Source organism: Streptosporangium sp. H16 (genome assembly GCF_051918855.1).
Lineage (GTDB): Bacteria > Actinomycetota > Actinomycetes > Streptosporangiales > Streptosporangiaceae > Streptosporangium.
In genome coordinates this window covers 34,116-49,525 of sequence record NZ_JBPXMD010000034.1, presented here as the reverse complement: position 1 = coordinate 49,525, position 15,410 = coordinate 34,116, and the positions used below count along the sequence as shown (strand labels likewise).

General features: G+C 70.6%; 12 protein-coding genes, 2 tRNA genes and 1 pseudogene. 5 read left to right on the top strand and 10 right to left on the bottom strand.

The window, feature by feature from the left end; all coding sequences use genetic code 11:
• Positions 1-8: 8 nt before the first annotated feature.
• The 5 genes and pseudogenes from ACTOQ2_RS36340 to ACTOQ2_RS36320 form a co-directional block, all read right to left on the bottom strand.
• The gene (locus ACTOQ2_RS36340; RefSeq protein ID WP_440105392.1) at positions 9-530 is read right to left on the bottom strand and encodes a PaaI family thioesterase; all 522 of its coding nucleotides are present in this window, start codon (positions 528-530) and stop codon (positions 9-11) included.
• The gene (locus ACTOQ2_RS36335) at positions 530-667 is read right to left on the bottom strand and encodes a hypothetical protein (protein WP_440105390.1); all 138 of its coding nucleotides are present in this window, start codon (positions 665-667) and stop codon (positions 530-532) included. The genes ACTOQ2_RS36340 and ACTOQ2_RS36335 overlap by 1 nt, the downstream gene beginning before the upstream one ends.
• Before the next feature lie 416 nt (positions 668-1,083).
• The gene (locus tag ACTOQ2_RS36330; RefSeq protein ID WP_440070052.1) at positions 1,084-1,641 is read right to left on the bottom strand and encodes an AfsR/SARP family transcriptional regulator; all 558 of its coding nucleotides are present in this window, start codon (positions 1,639-1,641) and stop codon (positions 1,084-1,086) included.
• A 54-nt stretch (positions 1,642-1,695) separates the two neighbouring features.
• Positions 1,696-1,857, bottom strand: a pseudogene (locus ACTOQ2_RS36325) (AfsR/SARP family transcriptional regulator); the annotation flags it as partial.
• Between the two features lie 254 nt (positions 1,858-2,111).
• Positions 2,112-4,271 carry a BTAD domain-containing putative transcriptional regulator gene (locus tag ACTOQ2_RS36320; protein ID WP_440105388.1) on the bottom strand — a complete coding sequence of 720 codons (2,160 nt, stop codon included), beginning with the start codon at positions 4,269-4,271 and terminating at the stop codon, positions 2,112-2,114.
• An 823-nt stretch (positions 4,272-5,094) separates the two neighbouring features.
• On the opposite strand from ACTOQ2_RS36320, the gene ACTOQ2_RS36315 reads away from it, so the two are divergent.
• From ACTOQ2_RS36315 to ACTOQ2_RS36305, 3 genes are all read left to right on the top strand, one after another.
• Positions 5,095-6,546: a sensor histidine kinase gene (locus ACTOQ2_RS36315; RefSeq protein WP_440105386.1), complete on the top strand. Its 1,452-nt coding sequence runs from the start codon at positions 5,095-5,097 to the stop codon at positions 6,544-6,546.
• A 110-nt stretch (positions 6,547-6,656) separates the two neighbouring features.
• Positions 6,657-8,480, top strand: a complete 1,824-nt coding sequence (locus tag ACTOQ2_RS36310) for an ABC transporter ATP-binding protein (protein ID WP_440105384.1) — start codon at positions 6,657-6,659, stop codon at positions 8,478-8,480.
• Between the two features lie 268 nt (positions 8,481-8,748).
• The gene (locus ACTOQ2_RS36305) at positions 8,749-10,437 is read left to right on the top strand and encodes a PQQ-dependent sugar dehydrogenase (RefSeq protein WP_440105382.1); all 1,689 of its coding nucleotides are present in this window, start codon (positions 8,749-8,751) and stop codon (positions 10,435-10,437) included.
• Positions 10,438-10,528: 91 nt separating this feature from the next.
• On the opposite strand, the gene ACTOQ2_RS36300 is transcribed toward ACTOQ2_RS36305, so the two are convergent.
• From ACTOQ2_RS36300 to ACTOQ2_RS36290, 3 genes are all read right to left on the bottom strand, one after another.
• Positions 10,529-11,146 carry a response regulator gene (locus tag ACTOQ2_RS36300; protein WP_440086337.1) on the bottom strand — a complete coding sequence of 206 codons (618 nt, stop codon included), beginning with the start codon at positions 11,144-11,146 and terminating at the stop codon, positions 10,529-10,531.
• 61 nt (positions 11,147-11,207) lie between these two features.
• Positions 11,208-12,461: a sensor histidine kinase gene (locus ACTOQ2_RS36295; RefSeq protein WP_440105380.1), complete on the bottom strand. Its 1,254-nt coding sequence runs from the start codon at positions 12,459-12,461 to the stop codon at positions 11,208-11,210.
• Between the two features lie 54 nt (positions 12,462-12,515).
• Entirely contained in the window at positions 12,516-13,886 is a 1,371-nt protein-coding gene (locus ACTOQ2_RS36290; protein WP_440105378.1) for an alpha/beta hydrolase family protein, read from the bottom strand.
• A gap of 188 nt (positions 13,887-14,074) precedes the next feature.
• Here ACTOQ2_RS36290 and ACTOQ2_RS36285 point away from each other — a divergent pair.
• Positions 14,075-14,155 (top strand) — tRNA-Tyr (locus ACTOQ2_RS36285).
• 2 nt (positions 14,156-14,157) lie between these two features.
• Positions 14,158-14,231: transfer RNA gene (locus tag ACTOQ2_RS36280), tRNA-Glu, on the top strand.
• A 125-nt stretch (positions 14,232-14,356) separates the two neighbouring features.
• Here ACTOQ2_RS36280 and ACTOQ2_RS36275 read toward each other — a convergent pair.
• Both ACTOQ2_RS36275 and ACTOQ2_RS36270 read right to left on the bottom strand, forming a co-directional pair.
• A complete protein-coding gene (locus tag ACTOQ2_RS36275) occupies positions 14,357-14,743 on the bottom strand; it encodes a VOC family protein (RefSeq protein ID WP_440105376.1) in 387 nt (128 codons plus the stop codon).
• Positions 14,740-15,033, bottom strand: coding sequence for an ArsR/SmtB family transcription factor (locus ACTOQ2_RS36270; RefSeq protein WP_362844530.1), 294 nt, complete (start codon positions 15,031-15,033; stop codon positions 14,740-14,742). The genes ACTOQ2_RS36275 and ACTOQ2_RS36270 overlap by 4 nt, the downstream gene beginning before the upstream one ends.
• Between the last annotated feature and the right edge of the window lie 377 nt (positions 15,034-15,410).

The following is a 15,410-nucleotide window of genomic DNA, read 5'->3' as shown; positions in this document are numbered from 1 at the left end:
GTTGTTTCTCACCGTTGGTTGCCGCTGTTCGGCGGTCGCAGAATCAGGCAGGTGGTCGTGGCGTGCGCGCACAGGTCACCGGAGGCGTCGGTGACCCTGCATTCGGCGGTGGCCGTCCTGCCGCCCAGGTGGATGACCGAGGCGAGGCACCGGAGCGTCCCGGAGTGCACGCTCACCTGACGGACGAAGTTGCTCTTGACCTCGAGCGTCGAGTAGAGCACCCCGGCCGCCAGCATCGTGTGGACCGCGCAGCCCATGACCGTGTCCATCAACGTGACGAGCACGCCTCCGTGCACACCGCCGAACGGGTTGTAGTGGTACTCGGCGGGTTTCATGACGCCGATCGCGTGCCCCTCCGCCACTTCCGTGAGGCGGAAGTTCATCATCGAGCACGCGGGCGGCGGCGGCAGTTTCCCCTCGATCAGCGCGTTCATGCAGTCCAGGCCGCTCATCGACAGCCCTTCGCGGGCGAGGATGCCGGGATCCTCCCAGGAGATGACGTGCTCGCGACCGCCCGCCACCCGGCTCATCACCCGCTCTCCCTCAGCGCGTGGCCGACCTCCAGGCCGGTGCCGAGGAAGGTGACACCTTCGGCGATCGGGGTGCCTGCGGCCTGGAGACCGGTTCCGCCGGCCACCGCCGTTTTTCCGGAAAATCGCAGATCCATTTTCCGCTTCTCCTATGGATTGGATCCGAGTTCAACCTGTGTGGCTGATTCCGAAAATATCGGCCGCCAATAACCTGGCACTCATTTGTGATTCACGGGCTATTCATTGCCCGTCAACTCGGGCCGGTGACCTCGCGATCCACCAGGTTCTTCCGTTGAGATCGGGCGGCGGGAGTCACCGCGCGTGACCGGCTCGGGGACGCCACCGCCACCGCCACCGCCACCGCCCCCGGCGCCGTGGCCACGCCACGACGGACGCAACGGAGGGGATGAGGACATCGTGACCATCGTTCGCGCACGCTCGCGCACGCTCGCGGGAGCCGGCGCTCCCACGCGATCCGGGGCGCCGACGAGCCGCGAGCGAGCCAGGCCGGATGTTTCCGTGTCGTCGCGCCTTCCGGTGGACGCCGTCGACGTCAGCCGGTGCGGGCCAGTCCGGGCCTCGCGGCCTTGACCTCCGTGACGTCAAGCTCGGGCAGGCCGGCGAGTATCGCCTGGTGCAGCTCGCGCACCGTGGCGGAGGGCTCGATGCCGAGCTCGCGGACGAGCGTGGTCCGCAGCTGGCGGTAGGCCGCCAGCGCGTCACCGCAGCGTCCCGAGCGGTACAAAGCGATCATGAAGTGCCTGCAGAGGCTCTCGTTGTCCGGGTACTGCCGGACGAGGACGGTGAGCTCGCTGAGCACCTCCTGGTGCCGGCCCAGATGCAGGTCCGCCTCGATGCGCCGCACCAGGGCGCACAGCCTGGCCTCCTCCAGCCGCTCGATCTCCAGTCGCAGGATCGAACCGACGCCGATGTCGGCGAGCGCCGGCCCCCTCCACAGGGCGAGCGCCGACCGCAGCTTCCGCGAGGCCACCGCGTGATCCCCGGAGTCCATGGCCCGGTAGCCGGCGAAGGCCTGGCGCTCGAACTCCCACATGTCCACCGACCCGCCCATGGGGGCCAGCAGATAACCCCCGGGCCGGGTGATCAGCACATCCTTGGGGCTGCGACGGTGAAGCTGGCCGGACTGCGACAGCGCGGCCCTGACATGGCTGCGGATGTGGGCGATATACGTCTGCAGCGTTGTCTGAAAGCTCGGCGGAGGCGTATCCCCCCACAGTTCTTTCACCAGAGTCGCGGCCGGAATAACACGATCGGCGTGTGTGGCGAACATGGCGAGAACCTGGCGCGGTTTTGCCGCCGTCGGCATGAAGGATATCCCCGCCTCACATGCCGAAAGCGTGCCGAGCACCGCAATCTTCATTCGACTCCCCCTATACCCTGGACCCCGACCTTTCCAACCTGGTTCGCTCCTTGGTAAGTGGAGGCCAGGTTGGTCGCGATTGTCAACAGCATCGAATTCGGAATCGGCCGACCGTCTCACCGGTCGCCGGAGACCGCGATCGGGACCGGGCCGTCCCGGACACCGGGCGTGGGTGGTCCTCCCCGGGTGCGGGCCGCGATTCAGCTGTACGGCGCGCTGCGCAGCAGGCTGCCGCGCAGCCAGCTCCGCGAATCGATCGCGTCGTTCCGCGTCGCGAACTGCAGGAACTCCTCCGCCCGCGGCGAGGCGGACTCCACGGCGGGGTCCATGGTGATCGTGGTGAATCGTCGCTTGCCGCCGCCCCACCCGGGGCGGCGGGTGAACAGGTCGGGGCGAGCGGTGGCGATCACCAGCAGAGACACCGGCTTCATGTGGTCGGCGAGGTCGTGAACGAAGTCGAGCACGACGTCGTCGGCCCGGTGCAGATCCTCCACGATCATCACCAGCGGGCAGTTCCGGGCGATCTCCCCGAAGAACCGCAGCGCGGCGGCCCGCGAGTCGCCAAGGGCGCAGGGTGGCTCCCGCTCAGTCTCCGCTGCCTCCGCTGCCACGAGCGGGCCCAGCAGGGAGAGCAGCCTGCCGGACTTCTGCTCACCCGCCGTGAGGTGCCACAGCGCCCTGGCGGCCTTGTCTCCCGCCGTCCTCGCCGGATCCCTCCGCATGAGACCGTCGACCGACGCCAGTATCGCCTCCTGGATGGCCAGCACGTTGTTCCTGGCGAAAAGCGGCGCGTGGCCGATCAGGAACTGCGTCCGCTCCGGCTGCCCCATGACCCGGCGCTCGAACTCCATGATCAGGTGGCTCTTGCCGATGTTGGCCTCGCCCAGCAACGTCACGACGTGCGGCACCCGGCGGTGCCGTACCCGTTCGAGCAGGCCGAGCAGGACGCTCAGCTCGAGCTCGTGATCGGCGACGGGCGTCACGGGCGCCGCGGGCGCCACGTGGCGCGGATCCGCCGCTTCGAGCCGCCATCGCGCGGGCGAATCGCCGACCGCCGTGTAGGTCATCGTCGCGGCGGTGGCCCGTCTGGTCTCGTCACACGCCCAGATCTCACCGGGCGGGACGAGGGACAGCAGGGAGTCGCACTCGTCCAGCAAAGGCCCGTCGGCCGAGAGCAGGGCACCGGTTCCGTTCGGGTCGTAGCGGACGATCGCCTCCCCCGTGGTCACCGCCGCCTGGACGATGACCCGTGGCGTGGACGGGCCGTTCCCGCCGTCCGCACCGGAAGCCGCGCCGAGACCGCCGCGGATCGCCGTGGCGGCGCGCACCGCGTGCCGGACGTCCACCGCACGGTCGCCGGTGGCCCCGAACAGCGCCAGCGTCACCGATCCGATGGAGGCGACCGTGGTCCCGTCCATCGAGCCGACGACGTTCTTGATCAAATCGGTGAGGCCCTCGCGCACCCGGTGCCTGTCACCGAGTTCGGGCTGGGCGCGGACCAGCAGCACGCTCACCTGGCGGCACTCGGCCGCCGGCACCGCGGGTGGGGGTGGAGGGGGAGCCGGGGGCGAGGTGTCCAGCGTGGTCAGCGTGATCGGTTCCGCCTGCGGTTGCGTGCCGGGCAGATCCAGCCCGGCGTCCTGGGCGAGGATGGCCTGCTGCAGCACCTGCAGTTCCCTGCAGGGCTCGAGCCCGAGGTCCTCGACGAGGGCGGAGCGCACGCGGCTGTAGACGTTCAGCGCGTCGGCCTGGCGACCGCACCGGTACAGGGCCAGCATGAGCTGACCACACAGGCGCTCGCGCAGAGGTTCCGTCCGGACCATCGCCGTCAGCGCGCCCAGCACGGACTGGTGACGGCCGCAGGCGAGCTCCGCCTCGAAGCAGTCTTCCGTCGCGTCCAGCCTGGCGTTCTGCGCGGAGGTGATCTCGGGCCAGGTGATGCCCGCCTCGACCAGGTCGGCCAGCACGGACCCCTGCCACAGCGAGAGGGCCTCGCGCAGCCGTACGGCCGCCGCGGCGGCCGAGCCTGCGGCCAGTTCGGCCCGCCCCTCCGACACCCAGCGGTTGAACAGGTAGAGGTCGATCTCGTCGGTGTTCACGCGGAGCATGTATCCGGGCGGCTGGGTCAGCAGCTCCACGGACTCATCGGCGCAGGCGCGCGAGCAGAGCGCCCCCCGCAGGCTCCACACCGCGTTCTGCAGGATCTTCCGCGCCGTCACCGGAGGCTCGAGCGACCACAGCGCCTCCATCAGCTGGCTGACGGGCACGGCTCTGTTCGCGTGAAACAGCAGGAACGCCAGAGTCGCTCGTTGCTTGATGCCTCCCAACGCGAGCCGCTGATCGCCGTCGACGGCCTCCAACGGGCCTAGCATGTGAAACCGCATCGCTTCCCCCAGACAAAGGGCCACGACCCGGTTCCCCACATGGATCTTCGCCGTGAGCGGACCTGGTGTCGTGACCAACCCCCTGCTGATTGCTTTTGGTGCGCTTTGCCCTCATATTTCACTACGCCGCTGACACCGGCCTGACTCCGTCCTGATCTCTCCCCACCGAGGGGCGGACCCGCGAGCGGCTCCGGCCGTCGAAGCCGGCCGGGCCGGGATCGAAGGTGCCGGGCCTTCCAGGCCGACCCGGGCCGGCGCGGCCCCCGGCGAAGTCGCCGAAATCACCGAGGTCGCGCGGCCCGGAACTCGCCGGACACCGTCCGCCAGTACGGCGTCGCGCCCGTCGGACGACCGGGCTATCGCGGTAGTCCGGCCGACGTCCCCGGCCCGGTCCATTTTGGGGGAGTAATCGGACCGCCTGGGGACGGTAGGCCACAGGGAGATCCATTTGAGGTTTTGCACCAAACCGCACTCCCCGTTGTCGCGACTTTCCCATTTCTTCAGATAATCGACTTAAGACGCCACTTATTGGCGCTTACCAAGGATGCCGATTTACCTGGGCAACATGCCGGTCTTGCCGTGGACAGAGGTGATGACGCTGTACTCCCGATGCCGACCTCTCACGACCGTCCCTCCGCTTCGGACGTCTCAGCCGGCCGGATGCCGCCCGCGGGCGCGACCGCGCCGGTACCGGCCTCGGTCTCGGCCTGACGAGCGCTCGCGAAACAGCCCGGGCCCGTCAAGACCCGCGACGCTGAGGACCCCTCCATCAGGTGCTCCCCGTCTGGGGGATTGAAACATGAGCGTCAGACACCGCGTTTCACTTATAACGCGTATCACCCTGTTCACCGCCGCAACGGCGGCCCTGCTGTGCACACTGGTGGCCACAGTTCTCATGATCGCCATTCACCGTTTCAGCACGGAGGCCCTCACCGCGGAGATCGTCGCGGATAGCGGCCGGGTGGCCATGCAGGTGGAGCGGGGCAAGGTGGCCTATCCCCTTGCGCGAAACCCGTTCCGCCACATCCAGGTCGTCGACTCACAGAACCGGGTCGTCGTCTCGACCCCGAAGATGCAGGGCAAGCCGCGCATGGCGACATTCACCCCCGGTAACAGGGCCACCGCCGAATCCGTCGTGTGCGGCGGGGTCTTTCCTCCCGGCCAATGCGAGATCGTGGTCGCCCAGTGGGCCTATCGGGAGGGCGGGAACTGGATCGTCTACTGCGCCACCCCCGTGGTCCCCTTGTGGGTCGATCCGCGGCTGGCCGGGCTTGTCGGCGGGGCCGCGGTGGTGCTCACCGCAGCCATCACCTACCTCGGCCGCCGGATCGCCGCCGAGTCCCTCAAGCCGGTGACCGCCATCCGGGCGGAACTCGACGAGATCAACGAGACCTCCCTCAGCCGCCGGGCACCCGTACCGTCCAGCGATGACGAGATCCATGATCTGGCCGTCAGCATCAACCACACGCTGAGCCGCCTGCAGAACGCGGTGGAACAGCAGCGCCAGTTCGCCTCGGACGCCTCCCATGACCTGCGCAGCCCCATCGCCGCCATCCGCGCCGAGGTGGAGGACGCCCTGCGCGCGCCTCAGGAGACCAGCGTGACCAAGCTCGGGCGCACCGTTCTGGGCAGCATGGAGCGCCTTCAGGCGATCGTGCACGACCTGCTGACCATCGCGCGGCTGGACGCGGGGAGTCCGTGCGCCCGCGAGGAGATCGACCTGGCCGAACTCGTCGCCGCGGAGTGCCGGATGCGCCGCCACATGAGAAACAGCTGTGAATTCTCCCTTGAGCCCGGCGTGGTGGTGATCGGCGACCGGTTGCGGATGGGCCGCCTCCTCACCAACCTCATCGACAACGCCGACCGGCACGCCGACAGCAAGATCATCATCAAGGTGCGGCGTGCGCCGGGCGACGAGTGCGACGACCGGCGCTTTCCGCACGGCACCGCGGTGCTGGAAGTGATCGACGACGGGCCGGGCATCGATCCGGACAAGCGCGAGTCGGTGTTCCAGCGGTTCACCCGGCTGGACACCGCCCGCAACAAAGACGCCGGAGGCACCGGGCTGGGCCTGCCGATCGCCCGGCAGATCGCCGAGACGAGCGGAGGCACCCTGCGGATCGAGGACAGCCCCCGCGGCGCGCGTTTCGTGCTCCGCCTCCCGCTTCACGAGGGCGCCGCGCCCGCCTCACCTCGAGACCCTGACCTGTCGTTGAGGAGCGCGTCACCAGGTACGCGTAAAGCAATATGACAGGAAACGCGCACCTCGCCCCATCCCGCTCCCAAGAAAATCGTTCGCCTGCCCCGCCCGCTCTGCGCCACCATGGCCATAGCCATAGGTGCTCAGAGGGGCGGATGGCCGTGCCGGAATTACTCGATTCCCCCGAAGACAAACCGCCCGCCCGCAGGTCGGCCGTTCTGCTGGCGCTGCGGTATTACAACAGGGAGCTGCTGAGCCAGTGGCGGGTCGCCGCGCCCGCGCTGATCCTGCCGGCGTTGGGAAACACCTGCCTGTTCTATATCGCGCCGCTGGCGGTGGGCGCGATCGTGGGGCGGCTGGCCGACGGCGGGGACGCCACCATCGCCGTGCTCGTTCCGTACGTGCTCGGCTTCGGGGCGGTGCTGCTCGCAGGCGAGATCCTGTGGCGGGCAGGCATACATTTCCTGAACCGTACGGATGCCCGGGGCATCGAGCATCTCGGCGTGAAGGGCATGGACGAGTTGCTGGCCAAGGACGCCGCGTTCTTTCACGACAACTTCGCCGGCTCGCTGACCAAACGGGTGCTGAGCTTCTCCGGCGGGTTCGAGAGCTTCGTGGACACGCTCACGTTCTCGATCATCGCCAAGGTGGTGCCACTGGCGTTCGCCTCGGTGGTGCTGTGGCGGTATCACCCGCTGCTGGTCGTCGTCCTCCTTGGTCTCATCATCGTCACCGTCCTCCTCGTCGCCCCGCTCATCCGCCGCCGCCAGAGGCTGGTGAACCGGCGTGAGGCCGCCAAGGTACGGGTGTCCGGGCACGTCGCCGACGTGCTGGCCAACATGGAGACGGTCCGCGCGTTCGCCGCCGAGGGCCGCGAGGCCGCGCAGCACCGGGCCCGGGTCGCCGAGCAGCGCAGGCTGACACTCCACTCCTGGGACTACGGCAACCTCCGGGTGGACACCGTCATCGCACCGCTGTCGATCCTCACCAGCACCGTCGGCCTGCTGCTCGCCGTCACCCTCCGCGGCGGCCTGGGCGTGGAGGCGATCGTGGTGACGTTCAGCTACTACTCGACCTCGATCGGCATCATGTTCGAGTTCAACCAGATCTACCGTCGCATGGAGAGCGTGCTCACCGAGTCCGCCCAGTTCACCGAGCTTCTCCTCACGCCGCCGGGAGTGGCCGACCCGGACGACCCGCAACCGCTGCGCCCCGCCGACGCCGGCGTCCGGTTCGAGCGGGTGACGTTCGCGCACGCCGGCGCTCCGCCCCTGTTCGACGGCTTGGACCTGCACATCCCCACCGGCACCAAGCTGGGCCTGGTCGGCCGGTCCGGCGGCGGCAAGAGCACCCTCACCCGGCTGCTGCTGCGCCTCATGGACATCGACGGCGGCCGGATCCTGATCGGCGGCCAGGACATCGCCAGGCTCCGCCAGGCCGACCTGCGCAGCCTGATCGCCTACGTCCCCCAGGAGCCCGCCCTGTTCCACCGGTCGTTGCGCGACAACATCGCCTTCGCCCGGCCGGGCGCCACCGACGCCGAGATCCACCGGGTCGCGCGGGCGGCGCACGTCACGGAGTTCGCCGAGGCTCTGCCGGACGGCTTCGACACGCTCGTCGGGGAGCGCGGCGTCAAGCTCTCCGGCGGCCAGCGGCAGCGCGTCGCCCTCGCCCGCGCCATCCTGCGCGACGCGCCGATCCTGCTGCTGGACGAGGCCACGAGCGCACTGGACTCCGAAAGCGAGACCCTCGTCCAGGAGGCCCTGTGGGGCCTGATGCGTGACCGTACCGCCCTCGTGGTCGCGCACCGGCTGAGCACCGTCGTCCGCATGGACCGCCTGGTGGTGCTCGACCAGGGCCGCATCGTGGAACAGGGCGATCACCACGAACTCCTGCGGGCCCAGGGGCCGTACGCCCGCCTGTGGCACCACCAGTCCGGCGGCTTCCTGCTCGAGGAGGACACTTCCGACGCCGTCCGCCGCTGACGCGCGGGCGCCCCCGTCCTCCCCCGGCGATCTCGCGGAACCGGCCCGCCGCCGAGGAAGCGCGACCCCCTGTCGCGCCTGTCCCCGAGGAGCCGAGCATCCGTCGATCCGCAACTTTCGCCGCGTCCATGAAATTTTCATCGTCGCGGGGCCGTCCTCCCAGATCGTCAGGGCGGGCCGACCGCGGTGTTTGAGGTTCCACGACCCGCGTGCCTACGGTGCTGGCACCCGCACAGTGGTCCGGCCATGGAGTCCCAAGGAGCCCATCATGCGCGCCCGCGTCGTCCCGGCCCTGATTCTGGCGCTGCTCGCGCTGTTCGTCACCGCTCCCGAGGCCCGCGCCCAGGTGGTGGGCGGCTTCGACTTCTCCCGGGCGCAGGTCTCCGTCACCGGCCTTCAGGTGCCCTGGGGCCTGGCGTTCCTGCCGGACGGCAGCGCGCTGGTGTCCGAACGCAACACCGGACGCATCCTGCGGGTGCGGCCGGGCCAGACGCCCACCGCGGTCGCCACCGTCAGCGGGGTGAGCGCCTCGGGTGAGAGCGGCCTGCTCGGCATCGCCGTGTCGCCCGCCTACGCCCAGGACGGCTGGGTGTACGCGTACTTCACCAGCACCGCCGGGGACAACCGCCTGGTCAGGCTGCAACTGACCGCGCCCCAGACGCAGACGGTGGTCTTCTCCGGGGTGCCGAGCAGCACCTTCCACGACGGCGGCCGCATCGCCTTCGGGCCGGACGGCATGCTCTACGTGGCGACCGGCGACGCCGGCAACACCGCCAACGCGCAGAACCTCAACAGCCTCGCCGGGAAGATCCTGCGCATGACGCCCACCGGCGGCGTGCCCGCGGACAATCCGATCGCGGGCTCCCGCGTCTGGACCTACGGCCACCGCAACGTCCAGGGCCTGACCTGGGACTCCCAGGGCAGGATGTACGCCGCCGAACTGGGGCAGAACACCCGGGACGAGATCAACCAGATCGTCGCGGGAGCCAACTACGGCTGGCCGACGTGCGAGGGCACCTGCACCAACCCCTCCTTCCGCAACCCGATCGTCACGTGGACCACCGCCGAGGCGTCGCCGAGCGGGCTGGCCTGGGCCAACAACACGCTCTTCGTCGCCGCGCTGCGCGGCCAGCGGCTCTGGGCGGTGCCGCTGACCGGCGCCGGCACGCCCGGCACGCCGCTGGCCGAGTTCCAGTCCGCCTACGGGCGGCTCCGCACGGTCGCGGTCGGGCCGGACGGCTGGCTCTGGGTGGCGACCAGCAACCGGGACGGCCGCGGCACCCCGGTGGCGCAGGACGACCGCATCGTCCGCGTCCCGCCGGCCACCACCGGAGGCGACACCACCCCGCCGACCGCACCGGCCGGCCTCGCCGCCTCGGGGACGACCTCCACCGGCACCACCCTGACCTGGACCGCCTCCACCGACGACGTGGGCGTGAGCGGCTACGACGTCCTGCGCGCGCCGGGCGCGTCCGGCGGCGCCTTCACCCAGGTGGGGACCTCGGCCACCACCTCGTTCGCCGAGACCGGGCTCACCGCGAACACCACGTACCGCTACCAGGTCCGGGCTCGCGACGCGGCGGGCAACCTCTCACCGGTGTCGAACACGGCGACGGTCACCACCACCCCGGGCGGCGGGGGTCCCGGCGGGTGCTCGGTGACGGCGACCGTCCAGACGCAGTGGGGAAACGGGTACGTGGTCCAGCCGGCCACGGTCACCAACACCGGCACGTCCGCGATCAACGGCTGGACGGTGACCTTCACGCTGCCGACCGGCCACGCCGTCACCGGCTCGTGGAACGTCGCGCTGTCCGTCATCGGGCAGACCGTCACGGCGAGGAGCTCCGGGCACAACGGCGCGCTCGGTCCCGGCCAGAGCACCGCCTTCGGCTTCCATGCGAGCCGTCCGAACGGCGACGTCCAGACGCCGTCCGGCTACCGCTGCACGAGCTCCTGAGTCCCGGCCGCGCGGCCCGGTTCGGTCGCGGGCTTCTGATCGCGGGGAGCCCCACCACGCCGGCGGCCGCCCCGAGAGCCAGAGGCCGTGCTCAGATCCAGCCGTACTGGCGGGCGATGCGCGCGGCCTCGTGACGGTTCGCGGCACCGATCTTCCCGGCCGCGGAGGAAAGGTAGTTTCGTACGGTACCGGGCGACAGCGCCGCCCTGCGGGCTATCTCGTCCACCGGCGCTCCCTCGGCGGCCAGTTCCAGCACGTCGGCCTCGCGTGGAGTGAGCGGGCTGTCGCCCGCGCCGATCGCCTCGGCGGCGAGCTGCGGATCGACGTAGCGGCCCCCGCCGTGAATCGTGCGCACGACGTCGACCAGCACGGCGGCGGAGACGGTCTTCGGCAGGAAACCCCGCACGCCGGCGGAAAGCGCCCGCTTCAGGTGCCCGGGGCGGCCATGGCTTGTAACGATCATGGTGTGGCACCCCGGCACCTCCTCATGGATCATGCGGGCCACGGTCACGCCGTCCAGATCGGGCAGCTGCAGGTCGAGCATCGCCACGTCCGGCCGGAAGACGCGGGCCATGGCGAGCGTGTCGGCGCCGGTGGCCGCCTGGGCCACCACGCTCAGATCCTCTTCGAGGGCGAGCAGCGCCACCAGGGCACCCCGGATGAGGTGCTCGTCCTCGGCGAGCAGGATCCGGATCGGCGCGCCGCTCACCGGACGTCCTTCCACCGGCCCGGGAACCGCCCGGTCTCCGTGTGCGGCGGCACCACAGCGGTCACCGGGTCTCCTCCTGAGTGGCCATGGGCAAGGGAAGCTCGGCGGTGAGACGGAACCGGTCGGGCGGCTCCCGCGTGGTGACGACACTCCCGCCGAGCGCCGCGAGACGTTCCGCCACGCCGGGGAAACCGTTACCGATCGGCCGCCGGCCATCGGGAGACTCCGGGCCCGTCACTCCGTCGTTCTCCATGCTCAGCGTAAGCCGATCGGTGCCGCCGCTCGTCGACCGGTGCAGGGAAACCGTGCACGTCCGCGCCTCGCTGTGCCGCAGCACGTTCGTCGTCCCCTCTCGCACCACCCAGCCGAGCGTGCTCTGCACCTCGGCGGACAGGCCGCGCCCGTCGCCGACCACCTGGCAGCGCACCCCGGCCGAGGCGAGCACCGACCTGGCACCGGCCAGTTCCGTGTCCAGGTCGGCGGTACGGTATCCGCGTACCACCGCACGCATCTCGGCCAGCGATTCATGCGCGATCCTGCTCACCTCGCGCATCTCGTCCACCGCCCCGGACCGGCCACGCTCGACCAACCGCGCCGCGAGCTCACTCTTGAGGGCCACCACCGACAGGTTGCGGCCGATCACGTCGTGCAGATCGCGGGCGAAGCGCAGCCGCTCCTCGGCCACCGCCAGCCGAGCGTGCGCCTTCCTGGAGTGATCCAGTTCCCAGACGCCCTTCAGTCCCCACATCGAGACGCGGTAGGTGAGCAGCCAGGCGAGCACGAGGCTGCCCAGGCCGATCGCGGCCGGGACGGCGATCGGCATGGGAGCACCCTCCGCCCGGGACACCGCGAGCTTCGTCGCCACGGCCGCCGCCAGCACGCCGGCGGTGACGGGGAGCGGCACCGCCGATGACACGGCGACGACGAACGCGGTCGCGAGGACGACCACCAGGCCAGATGCCGGGCCGTCGGGGTGACCGGGCTGCGCGTCGGGGTAGGCCACGGCCCCGGCCACCACGCCCACGACCGTGAGCCCGGTGGCCAGAGCGATCAGCCGCACCGGCCGGGACCGACGCCCCAGATAGTGGTCCAGGCCCGCGTGGACGAGCAGCGCGCAGGTGACGGCGTGCAGGGCGATACCGGCCGTCATCACCCACCGTGCGACCGGCCCCACCGCTGGACCGATCATGACGGCGGCCCACAGCGGTTCGAGGACATACGCCCCGGAGAGCGAGACGCGGGTCCACAGGTCCCAGCGTTCCGCCTGACCACGCCGCCGCCACCGCCGCGACCGGTCCGTGAGCCCGCTTCCCATCCCACCCACCCCGTCATGATCGCACCCGTTCTCGCGGGACGCTCCTACGGCCCGCTATGGCACGAACCGCATCTCCGGCCAGCGCGTGGACGGCCCGGCGAGCAACGCGCCCGGCCGTCCCAGCAGATGGCGGTCGAAGAACGCGCGGAGGTGGACGCGCTGGATGAGCACCGAACGAGGGCCGTCGATCTCGCCGATCATCCCGGTGACCTGATCCGGCGGCAGTCCCAGCGAATGCTGCCGGAGCAGCACCTGAAGGTCGGTGAACGAGGTGTGGCCCGCACCGTCCAGCCGTAGCTCCAGCCGCCAGCCTCGCAGGCGGGCCCACAGCGCCGCCCAGCTCGGGTCGTTGCCCCGGCCGTGCTCCGAGCTGCCGACCTGCAGGAACGGCCGGTCCAGCCCTTCCCGCAGAACCGGCCCGAACATCGCGCCGTCCAGGTTGACGCCGGCCCTGACCCGCGAGTCCGCATGCATGGTCGCGGCGGCGGTGGCACCACCCAGCGAATGCCCGAACATCCCGATACGGGACAGATCAAGCACACCGCGCATCCCCTTGGGCACAGACCGGCGCTCGGCGTCGACGGCACGTCCGCGATTGAGCGCGGTCAACCGGCCCATGACGAAACGGGTGTCGGCGAGGCGAGCGGCCACCGCCTTGGTGGCGACGGGATCATCGGGGTCGTCGAAGTTCGGTGGCGGTGAGCTCGCCGCGTGGATCCTCACCCGCCCGTCCGGGAACTCCACCGCTCCGGCATCGTGGGTGTGGTCGATGGCGGCGACCACGTAACCGTGGCTGGCGAGATCCTCCACCAGGGCGGTGCTGGAGGCACGGTCGGCGCCGAAGCCGTGCGAGAAGAGCACCACCGGCAGCGGCCCTCGCCCTCGATACACCGGCGCCCCCACTCGCCCGTGCGTGACCGGCAGGCGTACGGTTCCGGCCGGAACACCCGCCAGGACGGCCTCTGCCAGCCGGGGCGTGAGCCATGGCGCCCGGGGATACGCCGCCGCCTTCCGCGCCGGATACCACAGCTGGACCATGAGCTCCCGGGACGGCGTGGCGGGCACCCACGGGTCGGGCCGTGAACGGTCGACCAGGTGGAGCGACACGGTCCCGACCCGCAGCGGGCCGGTGGGTTCCGGCAGCGTGAGCCGGACGGGCGCCACCTGGCCGGCACCGAGGCCGGAGCCGACCTCGGCCGACGTCGTTCCAGCGAGTGGCGTCGTTCCAGCGAGTGCGGGGCGGCTGACACCGGGGCCGGCGAACGCGGGACCGGCCACGAGCGCCACCCCCAGCGCGGCGCGGCAGAGCGTCGCGACTCCTCGCCGGGGCGAGCCGGCCTGTCGTGGAGCCGCATCGGCCGGCCGGGGTGCCGCATCGGCCGGTCGGCGCCGGAGCATCGGGGAGAGTCGATCGGGCATCGTCATGATCCCAGCCTCCGGCGCCGCCCGGCCGTGCAGTAGTGCCGGTCCTCACCGGCTCGGGTGCGTCCCTCCTCGCCGGCCGATGACAAATCTCATGGGCGGCGCGGACGAGGCCCGCCTTCCGGGACCGGGCCCGCGCGCGAAAACGAGGTGAGACCGCCGGGGCTCCCTCGGTAGCCTCATCTCGACACGCAGGGGCTGAGCACATGGTGAGCTCACCCGGTTGTAACCCGGACGCTTCGGCTGTGGCGGTTCGACTCCGTCCCCCTGCACCGCTCTCGTCGTCCAGTGGCCGAGGACACACGCCTTTCGAGGCGGCGGGCGCCGGTTCGAATCCGGCCGAGAGCACCGGCGGACCCACTCGGTTCGAGCACGAACAAGATGCGTCTCCCCCGGCTCGGCCCGGCCGGACCGCGGCTCCCGCCGGACGGCGTCGACGCCGAGCGCCAGCAAGGCGGCCGCGGAGGCAGGTCCTACTTGTGGTGCACGATCTGGATCAGGTTGCCGCAGGTGTCGTCCAGGACCGCGGTGGTGACCGGCCCCATCTCCAGCGGCTCCTGGGTGAAGTGCACCCCGAGCCCGCGCAGCCGGTCGAACTCCGCATGCACGTCGTCCACGGCGAAGGCGGTGGCCGGAATGCCGTCCTCCACCAGCGCCGTCTTGTACGGCTTCACCGCCGGATGCTCGTCGGGCTCAAGCAGCAGCTCGGTCCCGTCGGGGTCGTCCGGCGAGACGACGGTCAGCCACCGGTGCTCGCCCAGCGGGACCTCGGTCTTCTTCACGAATCCCAGCACGTCGGTGTAGAAGCGCAGGGCCTTGTCCTGATCATCGACGAAGACGCTGGACAGGTGGATCTTCATGGGGTGCCCTCTGGTTTTTCTGGCCTGAGCCACCGGGTCACGATGTGCTCAAGCGGTTCGGTGTTCAGATCGTGGAACTTGTAGCGGCCCTGGCGCCGCGAACGGACTAAACCCGCGGATTCCAGGACGGCCAGATGCTGACTGACCGCCTGGCGGGACAGCCCCAGGCCGTGCTTGGCCACCAGCCGCGCGCAAATCTCGAACAGGGTCTGGCCGTCCCGGTCCACCAGCTCATCGAGGATGCGCCGGCGGGTGGGATCGGACAGCGCCTTGAAGACGTCCTCCGCCACACCCCAAGCATAGGCAAGTGAAGACTTGCCTATCAAGAGGCAAGCACTGACTTGCCTGTCACGTCGGCCATCCTCGCGTCACCCGCTCGAAGGGACGGGCTCCACCCGATGGGAGCCGTGCGCCGACCCGAAGGGCCGCCCGACCCCGGCCGGCCGGATCCGGACGGCGTTCCTCGCCGTGGGCGGATATCTGCGCGCCGGGACGGATAGTCCCTCGACCGCGGGGCAGGGAGGCCCGCATGGTGAACCCCCTGGACATCCTGCTGGTCTTCCTGCTTCTCGCCGCGGCCGGCCTGGCCGTCCGCTCCTGGAAACGGCAACACCGCTGAAGCGACGGCCCCCCGCCCGGAGGGCAGAGGCGTCGCCAGGGCGTCGGC

What these genes read in the sequence shown, in the direction of transcription:
- ACTOQ2_RS36290 (WP_440105378.1), bottom strand. Translation starts at nt 13,886, where the DNA reads ATGACGATGCCCGATCGACTCTCCCCGATGCTCCGGCGCCGACCGGCC.
- ACTOQ2_RS36335 (WP_440105390.1), bottom strand. Translation starts at nt 667, where the DNA reads ATGGATCTGCGATTTTCCGGAAAAACGGCGGTGGCCGGCGGAACCGGT.
- ACTOQ2_RS36305 (WP_440105382.1), top strand. Translation starts at nt 8,749, where the DNA reads ATGCGCGCCCGCGTCGTCCCGGCCCTGATTCTGGCGCTGCTCGCGCTG.
- ACTOQ2_RS36315 (WP_440105386.1), top strand. Translation starts at nt 5,095, where the DNA reads ATGAGCGTCAGACACCGCGTTTCACTTATAACGCGTATCACCCTGTTC.
- ACTOQ2_RS36340 (WP_440105392.1), bottom strand. Translation starts at nt 530, where the DNA reads ATGAGCCGGGTGGCGGGCGGTCGCGAGCACGTCATCTCCTGGGAGGAT.
- ACTOQ2_RS36275 (WP_440105376.1), bottom strand. Translation starts at nt 14,743, where the DNA reads ATGAAGATCCACCTGTCCAGCGTCTTCGTCGATGATCAGGACAAGGCC.
- ACTOQ2_RS36295 (WP_440105380.1), bottom strand. Translation starts at nt 12,461, where the DNA reads ATGGGAAGCGGGCTCACGGACCGGTCGCGGCGGTGGCGGCGGCGTGGT.